We start from the raw sequence: 21,605 nt of genomic DNA, 5'->3' as shown, positions 1-21,605 counted from the left end.
GTGGAGACCCTGCCGCAGCAGTCGCAGCCCTCGGCCGACCGCTCCGGCGGGCTCGCCCGGCGCCAGGTGCACGCCGTCGCCGCCTGCTACTTCGTCGCCTCCTTCGCCGCGCTCGGCCTGCCGCCCTACCTGACCGCGATCCTGCCCTCGCTCGGCGATCCGCAGGCCCGCTGGGCCGGCGTGCTGTACATCGTCCCGACGGTGTTCAGCGCGCTCGGCGCCCCGCTGTGGGGCCGGCTGGCCGACCGCTTCGGCCGCAAGCGGCTGCTGCTGCGCGCCCAACTCGGGCTCACCGTCTCCTTCCTGCTGGCCGGGGCGGCCGACAGCCTGACCGCGTTCACCCTCGCGCTGGTCCTCCAGGGCTTCCTCGGCGGCACCTTCGCCGCCACCAACGGCTACCTGGCCGCCGCGCTCGACGGCTCCCGGCTCTCCCGCGCCCTCACCCTCATGCAGGGCAGCGCGCGGGCGGCGCTGGTGGCGGCACCGATCCTGGTCGGGGCGCTCTCCCCGTGGATCGACCCGCACCGCCAGTACCTCGTGATGGCCGTACTCCCGCTCGCCGCGGCGGTGTTCCTCTCCCTGCTGCCCGAGCCGGAGCGACCCGAGGCCGCGGCGGCCACCGCCGGCCGGCCGGTCGAGCAGCCCGCCACGGTGTCGCTGCTGCCGCTCTACGCCTTCGAGTTCACCTTCGTCTTCGCGACGGTGATCTCCTTCCCCTACCTGATCGCCCTCGCCGAGCAACGCCTGCCCGGCGTGGACGGCACCACCACCGGCGTGCTGTTCGCCCTGCCGCACCTGTGCTACCTGGTGTTCGCCTGCCGCACCCACACCGTGTTCCACTCCCGCCCGCACACCGGCATCGCGCTCGGCTTCGGCTTCGTCGCGCTCGGTCTGGCCGGGCACGCGGTGGCGTACTCGCTGCCCGTTTTCATCGCCGTCCGACTGCTGCTCGGGGCCGGACTCACGCTGGGGCTGGTCTGCCTGGCCGTGCTCGCCGCGGGTGCCGCCCGAGGGCGGCCGCCCGGACGGATGTTCGGCACCCTCGAACTCGTCTCCAAGGGCGGCGCCGTCGCCGCCGGCGCCGTCGCCGCGCTGGCCAACGGGCGGTTCGGCGCCGCCGCCCCCGTGGTGGCCGGAACCGCCGCCGCCCTGCTGGCCGCCGTCGCGGCCACCACCCTCACCCTCCCGTCCCTCCGCCAGCGCTGGAGTCGCCGATGACCCCCGAGCAGTCCACCCACTCGCCCAGGACCGACGAACCCCGCGACACCACCGGACGGCCCCTCGACTCCGGCAGCCGGCCCAGCGGAACCGGCGAACTGCCCTCCGCCGACGAGGCGGTGGTCCACACCCTGCTGAACTGCCTGCTGCGCGAGGTCTCCGCGCCCGAGCACCAGACCGCCGCCGACGGGGGCCGCCTGCTGCTGCGCCTGCCGCGCCGCGGCGCCCTGCTGCGGGTCGCCCTGCGCCGCACCTCGCTGCTCGGAGCGCACCGCTTCACCGGGCCGGTCGAGGTCGAACAGGAAGGCGACTGGGCCGAGTTGGACTGGCAGGAGCTGGCCGATTACGTCCAGCACGAACTGGAGCTGCGCACCGGCACGGTGAACGAGGAGTTCATCGACCAGGTCGCCTCCAGCCACCACGGCGTCCGCCAGGGCCTCGACGACCGGCCGGCCCCCGGTACCGACCGCTACCTGGAGTCCGAGCAGGCCCTGCTGTTCGGCCACCGCTTCCACCCGGCCCCCAAATCCCGCTCCGCCGCCCGCGGCGACTGGCGCCACTACGCCCCCGAGTCCCGCGCCGCCTTCCCGCTGCGCCACCTGGCCGTCCGCGCCGACCTGCTGGCCGAGGAGTCGCTGGACCGCAGCGCGACCGAACTGCTGGACGGGCTCGGCGAGGTGCCGGACGGCTACCGGCTGCTGCCCGCCCACCCCTGGCAGTACCAACTCGTCGGCAACCACCCGCTGTTGCGCGCCGCCCTGGCCCGGGGCGACGTCCTCGACCTGGGCCCGCGCGGCGAACACTTCACCGCCACCGCCTCGGTGCGCACCCTGCACGGCCCCGACGCCTTCCTCAAGTTCAGCCTGAACGTCCGCATCACCAACTGCCTGCGCAAGAACGCCGCTTACGAGCTCACCGGCGCCGTCGCGCTCACCCGGCTGCTCGCCCCGGCCCTGGCCGACCTCGCCCGACACTTCCCCGCCTCGGCCATGCTGCGCGAACCGGCCTTCCGCACCCTCGCGCTGCCCGGCGCCGACGGCCACCCGGACCGGGCCCTGTACGAGGGCTTCGGCCTGATCGTCCGAGAGGGCTTCGGCGGCGTGCTGCGGCCCGGCGTCACCCCGCTGCTCGCGGCCGCCGTCGCCGACGAGCACCCGACCAGCTCCGCGCACATCTCCCGTCTGCTGGGCGCGGGTTCGGACGGCGCGGCGGCACTCGACTGGTGGCGCGACTACCTGCGACTGCTCGTCCCGCCGGTGCTGGCCGCCTACTTCGACCACGGCGTGGTGCTCGAACCGCACCTGCAGAACGTGCTGATCGGCGTGGACCCCGCCGGCCGCCCCGTCCAGGTGCTCTTCCGCGACCTGGAGGGCACCAAGCTCGTCCCCGAGCAGAACGCCGACATCCTCGCCGCGCTCCCGCCCGAGGTGGCCGGGCCGATGACCTACGACGCGGAGCGCGGCTGGGACCGGGTGGTGTACTGCCTGCTGGTCAACCACGTCGCCGAACTGCTCGCCGCGCTCGCCGACCGCCACCCCGAACTGGAGTGCGCGCTCTGGCAGACCGTCCGGGACACCCTGGAGGAGTACGCCGCCGCGCACGGCTGCCCGCCCCGGCTGCGCGCGCTGCTCGCCGGCGTCCCGCTGCCCGCCAAGGCCAACCTGCTGACCCGCTGGGAGCGCAAGGCCGACCGCGAGGCCGGCTACGTCCGACTGCCCTCCCCGCTGGCCGGTTCCGTCCTCGCCGAGGCCGCCCGCATGCCCGCCCGCACGTCGGCCGGCACGGCCACCGGCGCGCCCGCCCATCCGCCCGTCAAGACGTCCGTCAACACGGCCACCGGCACGCCCGCCGACACGCCCGTCCGCCTTCCCGCCGGGAGCACCGCCCGATGACCACCGAGACCGCCCGGCCGACCGAGGCCGTCCGCAGCTTCACCGCCGGCCTCGCCCCCGACGAACTCCCAGCCTACGTCTACGACTTGACCGCTCTGCGGGAGCACGCCACCGCCGTCCGGGCCGCGCTGCCCGAGCGGGTCGAGCTGTACTACGCCGCCAAGGCCAACCCGGAGGCGCCACTGCTGACCGCGCTGCGCTCGGCGGTGGACGGCTACGAGGTCTCCAGCGGCGGGGAGTTGGCCCACGTCCGGGCCGCCGTGCCGGATGCGCCACTGGCCTTCGGCGGCCCGGGCAAGACCCCGGCCGAGATCACCGCGGCAGTGGACGCCGGGGTGCACCGCTGGCACATCGAGAGCGAGCAGGAGCTGCACCGGCTGGCCGCCGTCCTCGCGGACCGACCCGGCACGGCCGTGGACGTGCTGCTGCGGGTCAACCTCGCCGTCGAAACGGCAGCGCTCGACGCGGTGCCGCTCGCGATGGGCGGCCGCCCGACGCCGTTCGGGCTGGACCCGGACCGGGCCGAGGAGTGCGTCCGGCTGCTCACCGGCGGCGATCCGTCGATGCGGCAGCTGCGGCTGCGCGGCGTGCACGCCCACCTGGCCAGCGGGCTCTCGGCGACGGAGCAGCTGTCGGTCGCGGCGCAGATCGTCGCCTGGTCGGCCGCGCTGGCCGAGCGGCACGGCTTCCCGCTGGCGGAGGTCAACATCGGCGGCGGAATGGCCGTGGACTACGCGGACCCGTCCGCCCGCTTCGACTGGACGGCCTTCGGTGAGGGCCTGGCCAAGCTGCTCGACGACCACCCCGGGCTGATCCTGCGGATCGAACCCGGCCGGGCGCTGACCGCCTACTGCGGCTGGTACGCGACCGAGGTGCTGGACGTGAAGGCGAGCCACGGCGAGGACTTCGCGGTGGTCCGCGGCGGCACCCACCACCTGCGCACGCCCGTGACCCGCGGCCACGCCCAGCCCTTCGCGGTGCTCCCGGTGGACGCCTGGCCGCACCCCTGGCCGCGGCCGGCCGTCACCAGCGGCCGGGCCACCCTGGCCGGGCAGCTCTGCACCCCGAAGGACGTCCTCGCCCACGCGGCCGAGGGGGCCGACGGCCTGCGGACGGGCGACCGGGTGCTGTTCGCGATGGCGGGCGCGTACGCGTGGAACATCTCGCACCACGAGTTCCTGATGCACCCTCGCCCGGGCTTCCACCACCTGGGAGGCGACGGGCCGAGCCCGGCGGAGGGGTGACGGGCGACGAAGGACGGATGACGGATGACGCATGACAGCGGACAACTAACAGCTGACAGATTTCGAAATCTGTCAGCTGTCATCCGTCAGCTGTTCGCTGTCTCTTGATCGCTGTCCCTTGATCGCTGCCCGTTGCCCGCTGTTCGCTGTGCGCTGCCCGCTCCCGACTGCCACCACCGCCCCCGGTCCGCCGCCGCCCCGTTCCTCCACTCGTGGGAGAGTGGTAGGCAGCGAAGGGAGCGCGAACGTGCTGATGGACAAGGTGGCGGAGATACTCGCCGAGGCGTCGGCCGAGGCGGTGGAGCCGCGCTTCCGGGCGCTGGCCGCCGGCGAGGTGATGGAGAAGGCCCCCGGTGAGGTCGTGACGGTCGCCGACCGCGAGGCCGAAGCGATCATCGCCCGCCGACTGCACGAGCTGCTGCCCGTCCCCGTGGTCGGCGAGGAGGCGGTCACGGCCGATCCCTCGCTCGCCCTGGCCCTTCACGACGAGCCCGCCGCCTGGCTGGTCGACCCGGTGGACGGCACCGCCAACTTCGTCGCCGGTAGACCCGAGTACGCCGTGATGTGCTCCCTGGTCCGCTCCGGCCGGACCGTCGCCTCCTGGATCTGGCAGCCCGCGACCGCCACCACCTACTGTGCCGAACTGGGGTCCGGCGCCTGGCGCGACGGCGTGCGCCTGACCCGCCCGCCGGCGCCCAAGGACGTCGCGAAGCTCCGCGGCTCGGTGAAGAGCCGCTACCTCGACGCCGAGCACCGCCGCCGGCTCCAGGACAACATCGCGTCCTTCGGTGAGATCTCCCCCGGCCGGCACGCCGCCGGGATCGAGTACCCGGACGTCGTCGAGGGCCGCTTCGACTTCATCCTCTACTGGCGCACGCTCCCCTGGGACCACGCCCCCGGCTCGCTCCTGGTCACCGAGGCCGGCGGCGTCTCCGCCCGCCCGGACGGCACCCCGTACCGGCCGGAGGCCCCCGGTTGCGCGGACGGGCTCCTGGTCGCCTCCGACCCCGAGACCTGGGAGCTCACCCGGTCGATCCTCCTGGGCGGCTGACCCCAAGGCCCGCCCACACCACACGCCCATACCGCCCGCCCACACCACACGGCCCGCTCACCCGGAGCACCGGCCGCCCACCCGGACCACCGGCCGCCGTCCGCCCTACCCCGCCCGCTCGCCCGCCACCTTGCGCCCGGCGCCCACCACCTCCCGCAGCAGCGCGCCGACCTCCCCCGCCGTGGTGTGGGGGTTCAGCAGCGTGAGCTTCAGCCGGACCCGGCCCGGGCCGTCGCCCGGCAGTTCGGTGCGGCCGACCACCGCCCGGCCGGTGCGCAGCAGCAGGCGCCGCAGCCGACCGTTCACCTCGTCCAGTGCCGCCTCGTCCGTCACCCCGGGCGGCCGGTAGCGGAAGAGGACGGCGGTGAGCACGGGATCGGCGTGGAGTTCGAGCACCGGGTCGGCGCGCACGGCGTCGGCGGCGGCGCGGGCGAGGTCGTGGCAGCTGTCGACCAGCCGGCCGAGTCCCTCGCGGCCGAAGGTGCGCAGGGTGACGGCGAGTTTGAAGGCGTCGGCCCGGCGGGTGGTGCGCAGCGAGAGGCCGAGCAGACTGGGGTACCCGGCCTGCTCGTCGTCGACGGGGTTGAGGTACTCGGCGCGGCGGGCGAGCGAGACGTAGGTCTCCGCGCGGCGGACCAGGAAGACCCCGGCCGCGGCCGGCTGCCAGCCGAGCTTGTGCCAGTCGAGCGAGACCGAGTCGGCGCGGGCGATGCCGTCGAGCAGCGGGGCGAGCCGGTCGGAGAGCAGCGCGCCGCCGCCGTACGCGGCGTCCACGTGGAGCCAGGCGCCGTAGCGCTGGGCGAGGTCGGCGGCGGCGGTCAGCGGGTCGATGGCTCCGGTGTCGGTGGTGCCGGCGGTGGCGACCACGGCGATCGGGGTCCGTCCGGCCCAGCTGGCCTCGGCCATCGCCCGTTCCAGTTCGTCCTCGCGCATCCGCAGCCCGCGGTCGACCGGGACGGGGATGACGGCCCGCTCGCCGAGGCCGAGCAGGGCGGCGGCGCGCTGGACGGAGAAGTGCGCGGCCTCGGACGCGAGGATGCACGGCCGGGCGCCGGCCGGGATGCCGTCCAACTCCACGATGCCGTCGAGCTTCTGGTCGCGCGCCAGCATGAGCCCCATGAGGTTGGACTCGGTGCCGCCGGAGGTGAGGACGCCGGCGGCGCGCGCCGGGTCGTAGCCGACCAGTCCGGCGATCTCCAGGAGCAGGGCGCTCTCCAGGGCGGTGGCGGCGGGGGCCTGGTCCCAGGAGTCCTGGGAGGGGTTGAGGGCGCTGACCGCGAGGTCGGCCGCGGCGGCGACGGCGAGTGGCGGGCAGTGCAGGTGCGCGGCGCAGGCCGGGTCGGCGGGGTCGGCGGCGCCGTAGGCGAGGAGCTCGGTGAGCCGGGCGAGCGCGCCCGGTCCGTCGCCGGCGGCCAGCGCGTCGTCGACGAGTGCGGCGATCTCGGCCGGGCTGCCCGCCGGCAGCGGTCCGGAGCGCATGGCGGTGCCGGTCTCCAGGGAGTCGAGGACGGTGGCCAGCAGTGGTCCGAGCGCGCTCGGACCGGCCGCGCCGCCTGCCAGGGCGTCGGTCGCGATGCCGTCCTCGGGAAGGCCGACGGGACCGGATCCGGAGCCGGAGCCGGAGCCGGAGCCGGAGCCGGAGCCGGAGCCGAGGCTGCTCACCGCTGGCCCCGAACCCTCGGCGCGCCCGCCGGACCGTGCGCCGAACCGTGCGCCGTAGCCTGCGCCGACCCATCCGACGGCGTGCCCGCCGTCCCGCCCCCCGATCCACCCGCCCGCCCGGCCGGGGAGCCCGTGGAGCCCGGGGAGCCCGGGGCGGCGGTGGAGGCCGCCGCGATCGCCTCCGCCAGCCGCTCCAGGACCGCCGCCACCTGCTCGTCCGTGATGGTCAGCGGCGGGAGCAGCCGCAGCACCGCGTCGTGGCGTCCGCCGAGCTCGACGATCAGCCCGCGTGCCAGGCAGGCCTCCCGGACCCGCACCGCGAGCGCCGGGTCGGCCGGCCGGGCACCGCAGGCGTCGGGCTCGGCCGCCGGGTCGACCAGTTCGACCCCGAGCATCAGCCCCCGGCCGCGCACGTCGCCGATCACCGGCAGTTCGACGGCGAGTTCGCGCAGCCGGGCCGCCATCCGCTCGCCGACGGCGGCGGCCCGCTCGGCCAGCCCGTTCGCCGCGACGTGGCGCAGCGTCGCGGCCCCGGCGGCCATGGCGAGGGTGTTGCCGCGGAAGGTGCCGGTGTGGGCGCCGGGCCGCCAGCCGTCGTAGTCCTCGCGGTAGACGACGACGGCGAGCGGCAGGCTGCCGCCGATGGCCTTGGAGAGGACCATGGCGTCCGGGACGATGCCGCTGTGCTCGACCGCCCACATCGCGCCGGTCCGACCGACTCCGGTCTGCACCTCGTCGACGATCAGCGGGATTCCGCGCTCGGCGGTGATCCGGCGCATGGCGCGCAGCCAGCCGTCGGGCGCGGGGACGACCCCGCCCTCTCCCTGGACGGCCTCGAGGATCATCGCGGCGGGTGCCACCACGCCGCCCGAGGGGTCGTCCAGCAGCCGCTCCACGTAGGTCACGGCGAGGTCGGCGCCCGCGTCGCCGCCGACCCCGAACGGGCAGCGGTAGCCGTACGGGAAGGGCAGCCGGGTGACCTCGCCGCCGCTCGGCAGCGGCTCCTTGACGGCGACGTTGCCGGTGAGCGCGAGGGCGCCAGCGGTCATGCCGTGGTACGCGCCGGTGAAGGCGAGCGCGCCGGAGCGGCCGGTGGCGGTCTGCATCAGCTTGAGCGCGGCCTCGACGGCGTCCGTCCCGGCCGGTCCGCAGAAGTGCACCCGCGCGCGGGCGGCGAACTCGGCGGGCAGGCTCTCGAACAGGGCGCTGGTGAAGTCGTCCTTCTCCGCGGCGGCGAGGTCGAGCAGGTGCAGCGGGGCGCCGCTGTCGAGGGTGCGGCGGATCGCCTCCAGCACCACCGGGTGGTTGTGGCCGAGGGCGAGCGTGCCGGCGCCGGAGAGGCAGTCGAGGTAGCGCCTCCCGTCGGCGCCCTCGACGGTCATGCCGTGGGCGCGGACCGGGACGATCGGGAAGGAGCGGGCGTACGTTCTGGCGGCGGACTCGCGGACGCGCTGACGGCGCAGGATGGCTTCACCGGCGGCCGGGGCTCCGGGGGCGGCCTGGACGGGTACGGCAGCGAGTGACACGAGAGACCCCCAGGGAAAGTTAGGTTAGCCTAACTTTACTGCCCTTGACCTGGCGGAACGCCCCGGGACCCCCAGAACCACCCGAGCGAGTGAACCTCCCCCGGCCCCTCCAACGAGCGCCGCGCGAAAAGGTCACGGCTCGGGCCCGCAGCCGTCGACCGCCGGACCCCCGGGGCCCCTGCCCCGGCCGGCCGTCAGCCCCGGCCCCGCCACCGGTAGCAGAGCTCCGGCCGCCCGACGCTCCCGTACCGCGGCTCGCGCAGCGCGCGCCCGGTCTCCACCAGGTGCTCCAGGTAGCGCCGCGCGGTGATCCGCGAGACCCCGGCGGCGGCGCCCGCGGCCGCGGCCGACAGCCCGGTGGCCGCCTCGCGCAGCACCGAGGCGACGGTGTCCAGGGTGGGCGCGCACAGCCCCTTGGGCAGGGTGCTGCGCTCCGGCGTGCGGAGCAGGGCGAACGCCTGGTCGACCTCCTCCTGTCCGGTCGCCTCGCCGGGGCGCCCGAGGCTGTCGCGGTAGCGGGCGTAGCGCTCCAGGCGGTCGTGCAGGGCGGCCGCGCTGAACGGTTTCAGCAGGTACTGCACGACGCCCGCGGAGACCGCCTGCCGGACCATGGCGAGGTCGCGGGCCGAGGTCACCGCGATGACGTCGGTGCCGTGGCCGGCCGCGCGCAGCGTGCGGCAGAGCTGGAGCCCGTGGCCGTCCGGCAGGTAGAGGTCGAGCAGGATGAGGTCGACGGGTGCCCCGGCGGCGCGGGCCCGGTCCAGGAAGCGCAGCGCGTCGGCGCAGCTGTGGACCGTTCCCGCGGCATGGAAGCCGGGCTCGCGCCGGACGTACAGGGTGTGCGCGGCGGCGGCCACCGGGTCGTCCTCGACCACCAGGACGGAGATGCCCGCCGTGGCGGCGGTGTCGGCGGTGCCGTTCACACCAGCGCCCCTTCCTGCTCCCGGCCGGTGGACTCGCCCGGCCGTCGGGTGGACCGGCCCTGTTCGCGAAGCTCCCCTTGCTCGCTGTCGGCCCGGCCCGGCTTCCCGGCCAGCGGCAGCCGCACCGTGAGCACCGCGCCGCGCTCCCGCCCGACCTCGACGGTGCCGCCGTTGCGCCGCGCGGTCTGGGCGACCAGCGCCAGCCCGAGCCCGTGCCCGCGGCCGTCCTGCTTGGTGCTCCAGCCGCGCCGGAACACGTCCTCGACCGCGGCCGGGTCGATCCCCGCGCCGGTGTCGGCGACCCGGAGCAGCAGGCAGTCCCCGGCCACCACCTCGCCGGCACCGCCGTCACCGCTGTCGCCGCCGGAACCGCCCCCGCCGCCCTCACCGCTGTCACCGCCGGCACCGCAGTCCGGTCCCCCGCAGTCCCGGCCGCGGGCGACCCGCGCCGTGACGGTGACCTCCGGCGGGACGGGGCTCTCGGCCGCACCGGCGATGGCGGCGTCCACGGCGTTGTCGATCAGGTTGCCGAGCACGGTGATCAGATCCCGCGCGGAGAGCCCGGGCGGCAGCACTCCGTCGTCGATCCGACTGTCCTCGGTGAGCGTCAACTCCACGCCCCGCTCGGCGGCTTGAGCCGCCTTTCCGAGCAGCAGCGCGGCCAGGACCGGCTCGCTCACCGCCGCGACCACCCGGTCGGTGAGCTGCTGGGCGAGTTCGAGCTCGGCGGTGGCGAACTCCACCGCCTGTTCGTGGCGGCCGAGTTCGATCAGCGAGACCACCGCGTGCAGGCGGTTGGCGGCCTCGTGCGCCTGCGCGCCGAGCGCCTCGGTGAATCCGCGCACCGAGTCCAACTCGCCGCTGAGCGCCTGGAGTTCGGTGTGATCCCGCAGGGTGACCACCCGGCCGAGCCCGGTACCGGTGCCGATGGTGGAGGTGTTCAGCACCACGACCCGCTCGACGGTCAGGTGCACCTCGTCCCGCAACGGCTCCTCCCCCAGTACGGCCGCCACCAGCGCCTCCGGCAGCCCCAGTTCCGCCACCCGACGACCGTCCACCTCGCCCGCCAGGCCGAGCAGTTCTCGAGCCGCGTCGTTGCACAGCACCACCCGGTGCGAACGGTCCAGCAGGACCAGCCCCTCGCGCACCGCGTGCAGAGTGGCCTGGTGGTACTCGTAGAGGTGGCTCAGCTCGTCCGGCCCCATCCCGTGGGTGTGCCGCCGCAGCCGGGAGTTGGCGAGGTACGTGCCGACCCCACCGAGCGCGAGCGCGGCCACCGCCACGCCGACCAGGGCGAGCAGCGGACCGCTCAGCTGCGCGGAGATCGACTCCACCGTGAGGCCGGCACTGACCAGCGCGACCACCCGGTGCCGGTCGTCCCACACCGGGGTGACCACTCGCACGGACGGACCGAGCGTGCCGGTGTACGTCTCGCTGCGGGTCTGCCCGGCGAGCGCCCAGTCGATGTGCCCGAGGTAGGTCCGCCCGATCTGCTCGGGCAGCGGGTGGGTCCAGCGCACGCCGTCGGTGTCCATGACGGTGATGAAGGAGACCCCGGCGTCGGACCGCACCTGCTCCACGTACGGCTCGAGTTCCGAGGTCGGGTCCGGACCGACGACAGCGGCCCGGACGGACGGCGAGTCCGCGACGGCGTGCGCGACCGCGGTGACCTGTCGGCGGGCGGCGTCCTCGGCGCGGTCGGCGGTGAAGAGGTACGCGAGCACGGCGCCACCGGCGACCACCGCGGCGACGATCACCACCTGGACGACGAACAGCTGCCCGGCCAGGCTACGGACCAGGCGCCGGGACAGGCATCCGGGCAGGCGCCGGACCAGCCGGGAGGGCAGGCGTCGGGGAAGGTGCCGGACCAGCCGGAAGGGCAGGCATCGGGACAGACGCCGGGCCGGGCGCCGGGGCGACTCCGGAGGCAGTCGCCGGGCTCCGCGGCCCGCCGTCCGGTGCGAGCGGCGGCGCGGGGCGGTGGGGGCGGTGCGCTCGGACATGCCTGCCAGTGTGCACCACGCTTCCGGACGCCCCCAGGGCCCGTCCGGCGCGCACCGGCCGACGAACCCGCCATCGGGGCCACTCGCGCGGTCCGTGAACTCTATGAACGCAAACGTGACCTCCGTCACCTCCGGGGCTCATAGTCGGAGCGGCCCTTCCCCCCGGGGCCACCAGGACTGCACGGCAAGGGAGCCGCAGATGTCGATCGCTGGAGCCGCCCCGGCGGCGGGACCCAGACGCAAGGACCGGACCCACTACCTCTACATCGCCGTGATCGCCGCGGTGGTCGCGGGCGTGGTGGTCGGCCTGGTCGCCCCCGGGTTCGCCGTGGAGCTGAAGCCGGTCGGCACGGGCTTCGTCAACCTGATCAAGATGATGATCAGCCCGGTGATCTTCTGCACCATCGTCCTGGGCATCGGCTCGGTGACCAAGGCCGCGAAGGTCGGCAAGGTCGGCGGCCTCGCCCTCGGCTACTTCCTCGCCATGTCGACCGTCGCGCTGGCCATCGGCATGGTCGTCGGCAACCTCCTGGAGCCCGGCGGCGGCCTGCACCTGACCGCCGCGCTCGCCAAGTCCGGCCACGCCCAGGCGGCCGCCGGCGGCGCCCAGTCGACCACCGACTTCCTGCTCGGGATGATCCCGGAGACCCTGTTCTCCGCCCTCACCCAGGGCAAGGTCCTCCAGACCCTGCTGGTCGCCCTGCTCGCCGGCTTCGCGCTCCAGGCGATGGGCGCGGCCGGAGCTCCGGTGCTGCGCGGGATCGAACACCTGCAGCGCCTGGTCTTCCGGATCATGTCGATGATCATGTGGGTCGCGCCGATCGGCGCCTTCGGGGCGATGGCCGCCGTCGTCGGCGCCACCGGCACCGCCGCGCTGAAGAGCCTGGCCGTCATCATGATCGGCTTCTACGTCACCTGCGTGCTGTTCGTCGTGGTGGTGCTGGGCACGCTGCTGCGCCTGGTCGCCGGGGTCAACGTGTTCGCGCTGCTGAAGTACCTCGGCCGCGAGTTCCTGCTGATCCTCTCCACCTCCTCGTCCGAGAGCGCGCTGCCCCGCCTGATCGCCAAGATGGAGCACCTGGGCGTCAGCCGCCCGGTCGTCGGCATCACCGTGCCGACCGGCTACAGCTTCAACCTCGACGGCACCGCCATCTACCTGACCATGTCCTCGATCTTCATCTCCGAGGCGATGGACAAGCCGATGTCGCTCGGCGAGCAGGTCTCGCTGCTGGTCTTCATGGTGATCGCGAGCAAGGGCGCGGCCGGAGTCACCGGCGCCGGACTGGCCACCCTCGCGGGCGGACTCCAGTCCCACAAGCCCGCGCTGGTGGACGGCGTGGGCCTGATCGTCGGCATCGACCGCTTCATGTCGGAGGCCCGCGCGCTCACCAACTTCGCGGGCAACGCCGTCGCGACCGTGCTGATCGGGCACTGGACCGGCGAGCTCGACGCCGAGCGCGCCCAGCGGGTGCTGGCCGGCGAGCTGCCGTTCGACGAGCTGACGCTGGTCGACGCCCACGGTGCGCCCGCCGGTCCCGCCACCGCGTCGGACGGCTCCACGGCCGACGCCCCCGAGGCCGTCCCCGCCCAGGGAGCCCTGCCGGGCACCCCTCAGGGGACCTCCCCCGTCGGCGTCTGAGCCCAGCGGCTCCACCCCCGCACTCCCTGGTCCGGCGCCTCCCACCAACCCCCGGAAGCGGCGCCGGACCAGGGTCTTCTTCATTCCGTCCGGTTTCCGTACGGCGGGCGCTCGCCGGCCTGAACGACGCTCCGGAGTCGAACGGCCCCGGGCCGGCTCGTCACAAGTCCTGCGAGCCGCTCACCACCCAGGCCACCCCGCCGGCCGGGTCCTCGAGCGCGACGTGCAGATGGTGCAGCCCGGCCGACGGTTCCTGCCAGGTGAAGCAGCGCATCCGGGCCACCAGCGCGTTCACCTCGCGCCGGTCGATCCCGCCCGTACCTTCCGCGCCGGCCGCGCCGTCCGCACGGTCCGCGTCGCCCGCCCCGGCCATCGCCGCCAGCGCCCGCCACAGCCCCAGCCGCCCGTGCGCACAACCCCGCGACCGCTCCACGGCGGCGGCCCGCACCAGCGCCGGATAGGCGAGCGCGAACGGCAGATAGCCCCCGACCACCCGCCGGTCGCGGGCCAGCAGGGCGGCCGCCGCCGGGGCCTGGCCGCGGACACAGGCCGTCGCCGCCCACGGCGCGAGCGCACCCAGCCCGGCCAGCGCCCGGGCGACCCGCGGCCCGGCCGGCCGCCCGGCCGACTGCGCCGCCGGGGGCAGTTCCACCTCGCCCAATCCTTCCCGGCTGGCCGGCAGGGTCAGCAGCGCACTGCGCGCACCCCCGCCGGGCAGGTACTCACGCACCCGGGCCGTCTCGTCCCAGCCCGCCGCCTCCCACGGCTCCAGACGCAGCGGCACGCCCTCCGGATCGGGTTCGGCCCCGTACGAGAGGTCCTCGCCGAGCAGCGCCCGGGTGTGCGCGACCAGCCGTCGCACCGGGGACGGACCGAGCAGCGGGGCCAGCCGCAGCCAGGAGTGCCGGGTCGCCAGCACCTCCCAGAGCGGACCGGCGTCATGATCGGCCACCCCGGCGGCGGTCTCCGCGCCACCGTCCCGGTCGAACAGCCGGACGGCCAGCTCGGGCGGCGCCGCGTAGGCGATCAGGTGGCCGAGCGGAGCCGTCAGCGCCGCCGCGGCCTCCTCCCCCGCCTCCACCACGGCGGCCGCGCGGCCCTGCCGGTAGGCGGCGAGCAGCTCGGGCCAGCGGCCGTCCTCGGCCAGTGCGCGCAGGCCGCCGTCCTCGTACGTGATCACGATTCGCAGGGTACGGGCCCGGGCAGTGCCCGCGCCGACTTGCCGCCGGCTCGGTGCGTCGGGGTGACGCGGCGATCGCGCACCTGTCGCCGCGCCCTCAGATCAGCTCCGCTCGCGTTCGCGCTCGCGTTCCCTCTCGCGTTGCCGTTCCCGCTCGCATTCCCGGTCGCATTCCCGTTCCCGTTCCCGTTCCCGGTCCCGGTCCCGGTCCCGTTCCCGCTGGAGGACGGCGCGCAGCCGGCCGTGGGCGCGGCGCCGGGTGACGGCCAGCGTGCTGCGGTGCAACCCGAGCAGTTCGGCGGCCTCGTCGACGCTGTAGCCGTCGAGGTCGACCAGCACCACGGCGCGGGCCTGTTTGACCGTCAGGAAACCGAGCAGCCGCATCACCTCCCAACGCGCCTGCAGCTCGGCCATCCCGCCGGCCCGGGGGTCGGGCACCCCGCGGTCCCGCTCGCCGATGTCGCCCGCCTCCGGCACCTCGGGCATCGACACCCGACGGCGCTCCCGGCGCCACTGGTCGCGCAGGATGTTCACCATCGTGGTGAACGCGTAGGCGTAAGGCTGTGGATGGCCGAGGAAGCGCTCCGGCCGACGGGCGATCTTGAGGTACGCCTCATGGACGACGTCCCCGGCGCCGGCCGGGCCACCGGCGAGCGAGGCCGCCGCCTGGTGGAGTCTGGGCAGCAGATCCGTGAACACCCGGTTGAATTCGGCCGATTGAACGCCGCCCCGGTTCGGACCGACGCCCCTCTCCCGTCCGCCACCCTCGTTCCGACCGCTGCAATCCGCCATGCCGCTCTCCCCGGAATTCGGCACCCCGAGAACCCGGTCCACCCTGGCCGCAGGAACCATGAGCCAACCGGATTACTTGTGACACAGGTCACATCATAGTTCGTCGTCTCACTGTGCGCATTCATTCGTGTGCAAGACGTCACCAGTCGTGCGGGAGGCGGGACTTCACCTCCGCGCGGCCGCTCGGACCGCTCGGACCGCTCGGGCCGTGCGGGCCGCGCGGGCCGCACGGCCATCCCGGCGGCCGGGGCCACCCGCCCGACGAGAACCGCTCAGCAAGGAGAACCACCGTGCGAGGCTGCATCGCCAGGAAGATCGCCACGTTCGGGCTGGCCGCCACGGCCACCCTCGGAGCACTCGGGACCACCACCCTGCCGGCCGCCGCGGCGACGACGGCCCGGACCAAGTCCGTCAGCCCCGAGGACACCACGGCCTGGAACACCGTCACGTCCGAGGCCTACCGCTGCGTCATCACCGGCAACTACGACTGGCGCTGGGAGGGCTACTGCAACGTCTACCGTGGACGACTGCGCACCATCACCTACTGCGCCGACGGGTCGAGCACCACCGGCCTGTGGATCGGCGCGCGGCCGGAGGCCTGGGCGGTCTGGGGCAAGTGCCCCGGGTCGACCTGGACGCGGATCGTGTTCCAGTGGCACAGCTGAGCCGTTGACGACGACGGCGGTCGACGACTGACAGATGACAGCTGACAGATTTCGAAATCTGTCAGCTGTCATCTGTCATTTGCCCTCGGTCAGCTGTCACTTGCCCACCGTCCGCCCGCCGCCCCTCCACCGCCGGCGCGCCTCGGCTCACCGCCCCTGCCCGCCGCCTCAGCCCACCGGCGACGCGTCCGCGAGCAGGCGGGCGGCGTGCACCCGGCCCGCGTGCTCGACCAGGTTGATCAGCACCTCCTTGCCCGAGGCGCGGCGGCGCGCGTCGCACAGCAGCACGGGCGTACCGGCATCCAGGTCCAACGCGCGGGCGACGTCCTCCGGGCCGAACTCCCGTGTCCCGGCGAAACGGTTCACCGCGACCACAAACGGGATGCCCCGGTGCTCGAAGAAGTCGACGGCCGGGAAGCAGTCGGTCAGCCGACGGGTGTCGGCGAGCACCACCGCACCGAGCGCCCCCTGGGCCAGCTCGTCCCAGAGGAACCAGAACCGGTCCTGCCCGGGGGTTCCGAACAGGTACACCGCCAGTCCCTCGCGGATGGTGATCCGGCCGAAGTCCATCGCCACCGTGGTGGTGGTCTTCCGCTCCACACCGTCCAGGTCGTCCACCTCGCGCCCGGCCTCGGTCAACCGCTCCTCGGTGCGCAGCGGCCGGATCTCGCTGACCGCGCCGACCAGCGTCGTCTTACCGACTCCGAAGCCTCCCGCCACCAGGATCTTGAGCGCCAGCACCGTACCGTCGGGATCCTCCACGTCGAACGGATCCGACCCGCCGTACGGATCGGAGAGGCCGAGGGGATCGGACGGCCCGGACGGTACGCGCGGGTCGGACGGTTCCTGCGAGTCGGACGGTCCGGACGGTAGGCGCGGTGCGGACGGAACGCGCGGTGCGGACGGCTGGTCAGAGTGCGCGGAGTCCACGGATGACCTCCTGGAGGATGCGCTCGTCGGGGAGCAGGGCGGGCGGGACGGGACGGCGGACCCGGATGAGCCCGGCCGTCAGCAGGTCGCCGAGCAGCACCCGCACGACGCCCACCGGCAGGTCGAGGTCGGCGGCCAACTCGGCCACGGACAGCGGAGTGCCCCGGCACAGTGCGAGGATGTGCGCCTGTTCCGGGCCGACCGGCGGCTCGGGCACGCCGGGCAGGAGCGTCGGATCGGGCGGCTCGGCGAGCACCACGGCGATCAGGTCGAACTGCTGCTCCCCGCCCCCGGTGCGCCCCCGGGTCATCGCGTACGGGCGGACCAGCGGCCCGGCGTCGTCGTCGTACCACCGGGCCCGGTGGGCGGCGGCGAGCGGGTTGCGGGACTGTCCGTCGGGGGCGGCCCTCGGGTGCTCCGGATGTCGCCCCCGGTGCGGGCGGGGCACCGGACTCACCGGCCGCCCACCGCCCGCGGCGGTGCGCTCAGGTGCTCCCCGACCCGGCGGACCAGCCTGGCCATCTCGTAGGCGATCAGGCCGAGATCGGCCCGGGCGGTGGCGAACACGGCGAGACAGGTGCCCTCACCGGCCGCCGCGACCAGCAGGTAGCCGCCCTCCAACTCGACCATGGTCTGGCGGACTTCGCCCGCACCGAAGTGCCGACCGGCGCCCTTGGCCAGGCTGTGGAAGCCGGAGGCGACGGCCGCCAGGTGCTCCCCGTCCTCCCGCGCCAGCCCGGCCGACGTCCCCATGGCCAGGCCGTCGGCGGAGAGCATCACGGCGAAGCGGAGCTCGGGGGCGCGCTGGACCAGTTCGTCGAGGAGCCAGTTCAGCTCCCCCGCGCGGTGGGTGGTGGCGATCACGGACGCTCTCCTTCGGTTCGGGACGGGGGTTGGGGGTGGTGCGCCCGCGACGGCTGCGGAGGCCCGGCGGGCTGCCCGCCCCCGCGACCCTCCGGGTGCAGCCCGCGCGCCCATCCGTTCTGGAACGCGGACATCGCCGCCCGCGCCTCCTCGGGACTGCGGCCCGCGGCGCCGAAACCGTCGCCGGGGCCGGGCCCTGCGGAGGCGCGGGCGGAGGAGCCGACAGCCGCACGCCGGCTGTGCGCGGCCGGACGGGCCGGGGCCTCGCGCAGCTGCGGCGCGAGGCTCGCCTGACGGGTCCGACGCGGCAACTCCGCGGGGCTCTGGCCGAGTTGGTGGCCGTCCGGCCGGGGGCTTTCCGCTCGGGGGCCGTCTGCGGCCGGCCCGGGCACCGGCTCCGAGCGGGGCCCCGTACGGTGCGGCTCCGCGCCGTACGGCCGCGGCGGCCCGGACTGCGGACGGGCGGCCGCACCCGCGCCCCCGTCCGCAGCCGGACCGGCTCCCCGGGCACCGGAGCCCCGGAAGGGGGTGCGGCGCACCGGCCCGGGGTCACTGCCCCGGACGCCGAACGGCAGCGGCGCCCCACCCTCCGGCGGCGGCCCACCCGCCGCCGGAAGCCCGTCACTTGCCCCGCCGCGCGGGTGTTCCCGGTGGTCCAGGTGATCCCGGTGGCCGCGGTGGTCCAGGTGCGCCCGGTGGTCCAGCTGGCCCGGGTCGCCCGGGTCGCCGGTCGGCACACCCGTTGAGCCGTCGTTCAGGCCACCGCCCGGACCGCCCGTCGGCTCCTGCGCGTGACCGTGCACCGGAGTGAACTCCCGCTCCGGGGTACCGTGCCGAGTCGACCGCCCGGCGAACACCGGCTCTTCCGGCCCCACCTCGGCCTCCGCCCCGAGACCCGCCCCGAGCCCCGCCTCGACCACTGCGGCGTCCGACGCGGCCACGTCCGCCCCCAGCGTCGCGCCGCCCACCGCCGGCTCGTCGGCCAGCAGCGTGGTCGGCAGCAGGACCACCGCCGTGGTGCCGCCGTACGCGGAGGTGACCAGCGAGACCTTGACGTCCTGCCGCCGGGCCAGCCGGCTGACCACGAACAGGCCGAGCCGGTCGCTGTCGAAGAGGTCGGTCTGTTCGGCGGCGGCGATCCGGCGATTGGCCGCGGCCAGCACCTCCGGCCCCATGCCGAGGCCGCGGTCCTCGATCTCCAGCGCGAAGCCGTTGCCGACCCGTTCTCCCCGGATGTGCACCCGGGTGTGCGGCGGCGAGAATCCGGCGGCGTTCTCGACCAGTTCGGCCACCAGGTGGGTGAGGTCGGCGACGGCGTGGCCGACCACCGCGGCGTGCGGCAGCGGGTGAACCTCGACCCGGGCGTACTCCTCGACCTCCGAGACGGCCGCGCGCACCACGTCCACCAGCGGGACGGGCCGGCGCCAGCCCCGGCCGGGGGCGGCCCCGGAGAGGATGATCAGCCCCTCGGCGTGGCGGCGCATCCGGGTGGTGAGGTGGTCCAGCCGGAACAGGTCGGCAAGCTCGGACGGGTCCTCGGTGCGGCGCTCCATCGCGTCCAGCAGGGTGAGTTGGCGGTGCACCAGGACCTGGCTGCGGCGCGCGAGGTTGACGAACACCCCGGAGACCCCGGAGAGCACCTCGGCCCGTTCGACCGCCGCCGTGACCGCCGCCCGCTGGACGGTGCCCAGTGCCCGGTGCACCTGGCCGATCTCGTCGCCCCGCTCGACCGGCCGGGGCGCCTCGGCCTCGATGTCCACCTCCTCCCCGGCACGCAACTTCCGCATGGTCGCGGGAAGTTTGCGCCCGGCCAGCTCAAGTGCCGAGTTGCGCAGGCCGATCAGCTCGGTGACCAGCCCGCGCCCGATCTGCACCGAGATCACCAGCGAGGCCACCACGCCGACCAGACCGAGCAGCACGGCCATCCCGGCCGGGGTGAACAGGCCCAGGGCGTACGGGTCCTGGCGCTCGGCGGCGAGCCGTCCGGCCTGATCCTCCACGCCCCGCAGGGCGCCGGCCACATTGCCCGCGACCATCGCCCAGCGGTCGGTCGGCACCGCCGCGGCCGCCGCCCGACCGTCGGCGGCCGTCCGCACCTTGTCCTCGTACCCGGCCAGTTCGCGGTGGTCCTGGCCGCCGGTGACGGCGAGCAGCGCCGCCCGGTCGACGGAGCGCAGGTCGGCGACGGCGCCCCGCTCGAACTCGCGCCGGGCGAAGGCCGCTCCGGCGAACTCCCGCAGCTGGTCGTCGCCGAGCCCGCCCGACAGCTGGGCGGCGCGCAGCAAGGCGTCCTCGCGGGACAGCAGCTCGCGGGACCGGCCCAGCTCCAGCAGCACCCGTGCGTCGGCGGCCACTTGGCGCTCCTGGAGCGGCGCGACAGCTCCGGCGGCGGCGAGCGCCCGGTCCACCGCCTCGCCGTACGCGGCGTACGCCTCGGGCCAGCCGACGCTCCTGGCCAGGACCCGGTCGCGCAGCACGGGCAGGGCGGCGAGCGAACTGCCGAGGGCGTCCAGCCGGGCGGCCGCGTCACCGCCCAGTCCCTGGGCGTCGGCACGGTTGTAGCCCCGGTCGGGGCGGTGGGGGTCCGGGAACAGCGGGGTGAGCGCCCGGTCGGTGGCCGCCGCGGACTCGCGCAGGGCGCTCTCCCGGGCGGCGGTGGGCGCGGTCGTCGGGGACGCCAGCAACTGACCGACGGCGGTGCGTTCGGCTTGCAGCCCGGCGACCGTCTCCGCGACGGGGGTGAGCAGCGTGCGCTGGGCGTCGCGCTGGCGCATCAGGCCCCAGACGCCCTGGGCGGTGGTGACGGTGGCGAACCCCCACAGGGCGATGACGGAGACGACCGGGACCATCAGCAGGGCGATGATCCGGGCGCGGACGGTCCGGGGGCGCAGCCCGCGCAGCCACGGGCCGGGGCGCGGTGGCCGGGCGGGCGGCCCGGCATGGGCACCCCGGCGGGCACCGGGGGCGGTACCGCGGTCTTCTCGCATGGGTGAGGAGCCTTTCGGGCGGGGAGGGCGGAGGCCGACTGGACGGCGGCAGGGCAGGCGGCGGCAGGGAGGAGGGCGGTGCGGAGCCGGGGAGGCACGAAGCCGGCGCTCAGGCGGCGCGGTCGTGCCGCCCGGCGTCGTGCCGCCCGGCCCCGGCCGGGGTGGGCTCGTGCCGCGCGTGCCCGGGGTGCGGGGGCGCGTCGAGGACCTCCTCGACTGCCGGTCCGCCCGCCTCCCGGTAGCCGGCCCGCTCCTGGGCGGTCGGTGAGAGCGCGACGAAGGCCGAGGCGAGGAAGAGGAACGAGCCGAGGCCCACGGCGAGCGGGAAGACGAACTCCATCGGGCTGACCCCGCCGAGACCGGTCCGGGTCGGCGACAGCCGGACGTGGACGGCGGCCATGCCGGTGTAGTGCATGCAGCTGACGGCGAGGCCCATGCCCATCGCGGCGGCCGCGGCCGCGTACACGTTGCGGATGGTGACGGCGGCCCAGAGCGCGGCGGTGGCGGCACCGACCGCGATCAGCACGGACAGCGCGACCGTCCCGGCGTCGTAGTGCACGCTCCCGTGCATCCGCAGGGCGGCCATGCCCAGGTAGTGCATCGCGGCGACGCCGAGACCGGTGGTGACGCCGCCGGACAGCAGGGAGAGGCCGCGGTGCCGTCCGTAGCAGACCACGGTCAGGCCGAGGCCGGTGACCAGCACCGCGACCACGAGGCTGAGGACGGTCAGCGGCACGTTGTAGCGCAGCTCGGTGCCGTCGACGGTGAAGCCGAACATGGCGACGAAGTGCATGGTCCAGATGCCGGAGCCGATCGCGGCGGCGGCCGTGATCAGCCAGTTCCGCCGGGTCGCGCCGCTCGCGGCCAGCCCTCGCAGCGTGCAGCGCAACCCGAGGGCCGCGCCGGCGCAGGCCATCAGGTACGAGAGGGCGGGGGTCAGCCAGCCGAGGCTGAGATGGTTGAGGGTGCCCATGGGACCTCCGGTCGACCGGTCGGGCCCGGGGGCGGTACGCGGTGCGCCCGGGCTCC

General features: G+C 75.3%; 17 protein-coding genes. 6 read left to right on the top strand and 11 right to left on the bottom strand.

The genetic code is table 11. From position 1 onward, the window contains the following. From ACFWP2_RS06695 to ACFWP2_RS06680, 4 genes are all read left to right on the top strand, one after another. Positions 1-1,218 (top strand): MFS transporter, encoded by a 1,218-nt coding sequence (locus tag ACFWP2_RS06695; protein ID WP_380449387.1) that lies wholly within the window; start codon positions 1-3, stop codon positions 1,216-1,218. Next, positions 1,215-3,110: an IucA/IucC family protein gene (locus ACFWP2_RS06690; RefSeq protein ID WP_380449076.1), complete on the top strand. Its 1,896-nt coding sequence runs from the start codon at positions 1,215-1,217 to the stop codon at positions 3,108-3,110. The genes ACFWP2_RS06695 and ACFWP2_RS06690 overlap by 4 nt, the downstream gene beginning before the upstream one ends. Then, positions 3,107-4,354: a type III PLP-dependent enzyme gene (locus ACFWP2_RS06685; protein WP_380449074.1), complete on the top strand. Its 1,248-nt coding sequence runs from the start codon at positions 3,107-3,109 to the stop codon at positions 4,352-4,354. Before ACFWP2_RS06690 ends, ACFWP2_RS06685 begins: the two co-directional genes overlap by 4 nt. A 253-nt stretch (positions 4,355-4,607) precedes the next feature. After that, positions 4,608-5,405 (top strand): inositol monophosphatase family protein, encoded by a 798-nt coding sequence (locus tag ACFWP2_RS06680; RefSeq protein WP_380449386.1) that lies wholly within the window; start codon positions 4,608-4,610, stop codon positions 5,403-5,405. A 105-nt stretch (positions 5,406-5,510) separates the two neighbouring features. Here the strand turns inward: ACFWP2_RS06680 and ACFWP2_RS06675 are convergent, their stop codons facing one another. From ACFWP2_RS06675 to ACFWP2_RS06660, 4 genes are all read right to left on the bottom strand, one after another. Beyond that, entirely contained in the window at positions 5,511-7,067 is a 1,557-nt protein-coding gene (locus ACFWP2_RS06675; RefSeq protein WP_380449072.1) for a pyridoxal phosphate-dependent decarboxylase family protein, read from the bottom strand. Then, positions 7,064-8,593, bottom strand: a complete 1,530-nt coding sequence (locus ACFWP2_RS06670) for a diaminobutyrate--2-oxoglutarate transaminase family protein (RefSeq protein ID WP_380449070.1) — start codon at positions 8,591-8,593, stop codon at positions 7,064-7,066. Before ACFWP2_RS06670 ends, ACFWP2_RS06675 begins: the two co-directional genes overlap by 4 nt. Positions 8,594-8,787: 194 nt before the next feature. Next, positions 8,788-9,516 carry a response regulator gene (locus ACFWP2_RS06665; RefSeq protein ID WP_380449068.1) on the bottom strand — a complete coding sequence of 243 codons (729 nt, stop codon included), beginning with the start codon at positions 9,514-9,516 and terminating at the stop codon, positions 8,788-8,790. Beyond that, positions 9,513-11,519 (bottom strand): ATP-binding protein, encoded by a 2,007-nt coding sequence (locus ACFWP2_RS06660; RefSeq protein ID WP_380449066.1) that lies wholly within the window; start codon positions 11,517-11,519, stop codon positions 9,513-9,515. Before ACFWP2_RS06660 ends, ACFWP2_RS06665 begins: the two co-directional genes overlap by 4 nt. 199 nt (positions 11,520-11,718) lie before the next feature. On the opposite strand from ACFWP2_RS06660, the gene ACFWP2_RS06655 reads away from it, so the two are divergent. Next, positions 11,719-13,158 carry a cation:dicarboxylate symporter family transporter gene (locus ACFWP2_RS06655; RefSeq protein WP_380449064.1) on the top strand — a complete coding sequence of 480 codons (1,440 nt, stop codon included), beginning with the start codon at positions 11,719-11,721 and terminating at the stop codon, positions 13,156-13,158. Positions 13,159-13,318: 160 nt separating this feature from the next. Here ACFWP2_RS06655 and ACFWP2_RS06650 read toward each other — a convergent pair whose 3' ends face one another. Both ACFWP2_RS06650 and ACFWP2_RS06645 read right to left on the bottom strand, forming a co-directional pair. Next, positions 13,319-14,338 carry a hypothetical protein gene (locus ACFWP2_RS06650; RefSeq protein ID WP_380449062.1) on the bottom strand — a complete coding sequence of 340 codons (1,020 nt, stop codon included), beginning with the start codon at positions 14,336-14,338 and terminating at the stop codon, positions 13,319-13,321. Between the two features lie 102 nt (positions 14,339-14,440). Then, positions 14,441-15,037 (bottom strand): RNA polymerase sigma factor, encoded by a 597-nt coding sequence (locus ACFWP2_RS06645; RefSeq protein ID WP_380449060.1) that lies wholly within the window; start codon positions 15,035-15,037, stop codon positions 14,441-14,443. 383 nt (positions 15,038-15,420) lie between these two features. Between ACFWP2_RS06645 and ACFWP2_RS06640 the strand changes: the two genes are divergently transcribed. Continuing rightward, the gene (locus ACFWP2_RS06640; protein WP_380449057.1) at positions 15,421-15,795 is read left to right on the top strand and encodes a hypothetical protein; all 375 of its coding nucleotides are present in this window, start codon (positions 15,421-15,423) and stop codon (positions 15,793-15,795) included. A 168-nt stretch (positions 15,796-15,963) separates the two neighbouring features. On the opposite strand, the gene ACFWP2_RS06635 is transcribed toward ACFWP2_RS06640, so the two are convergent. The 5 genes from ACFWP2_RS06635 to ACFWP2_RS06615 all read right to left on the bottom strand — a co-directional run bounded on the left by ACFWP2_RS06635 (position 15,964) and on the right by ACFWP2_RS06615 (position 21,549). Beyond that, positions 15,964-16,557 carry an ATP/GTP-binding protein gene (locus ACFWP2_RS06635; protein ID WP_380449055.1) on the bottom strand — a complete coding sequence of 198 codons (594 nt, stop codon included), beginning with the start codon at positions 16,555-16,557 and terminating at the stop codon, positions 15,964-15,966. 148 nt (positions 16,558-16,705) lie between these two features. Next, positions 16,706-17,035 (bottom strand): DUF742 domain-containing protein, encoded by a 330-nt coding sequence (locus ACFWP2_RS06630; RefSeq protein ID WP_380449385.1) that lies wholly within the window; start codon positions 17,033-17,035, stop codon positions 16,706-16,708. Positions 17,036-17,178: 143 nt separating this feature from the next. After that, the gene (locus tag ACFWP2_RS06625; protein WP_355257205.1) at positions 17,179-17,589 is read right to left on the bottom strand and encodes a roadblock/LC7 domain-containing protein; all 411 of its coding nucleotides are present in this window, start codon (positions 17,587-17,589) and stop codon (positions 17,179-17,181) included. Continuing rightward, positions 17,586-20,576 (bottom strand): nitrate- and nitrite sensing domain-containing protein, encoded by a 2,991-nt coding sequence (locus ACFWP2_RS06620; RefSeq protein WP_380449053.1) that lies wholly within the window; start codon positions 20,574-20,576, stop codon positions 17,586-17,588. Before ACFWP2_RS06620 ends, ACFWP2_RS06625 begins: the two co-directional genes overlap by 4 nt. A gap of 109 nt (positions 20,577-20,685) precedes the next feature. Next, positions 20,686-21,549, bottom strand: coding sequence for an MHYT domain-containing protein (locus tag ACFWP2_RS06615; RefSeq protein WP_380449051.1), 864 nt, complete (start codon positions 21,547-21,549; stop codon positions 20,686-20,688). Positions 21,550-21,605: the final 56 nt, after the last annotated feature.

The sequence above is a fragment of the Kitasatospora sp. NPDC058444 genome (genome assembly GCF_042721415.1).
Classification (GTDB): Bacteria; Actinomycetota; Actinomycetes; order Streptomycetales; family Streptomycetaceae; genus Kitasatospora.
This window is presented reverse-complemented; position numbering and strand designations above follow the sequence as displayed.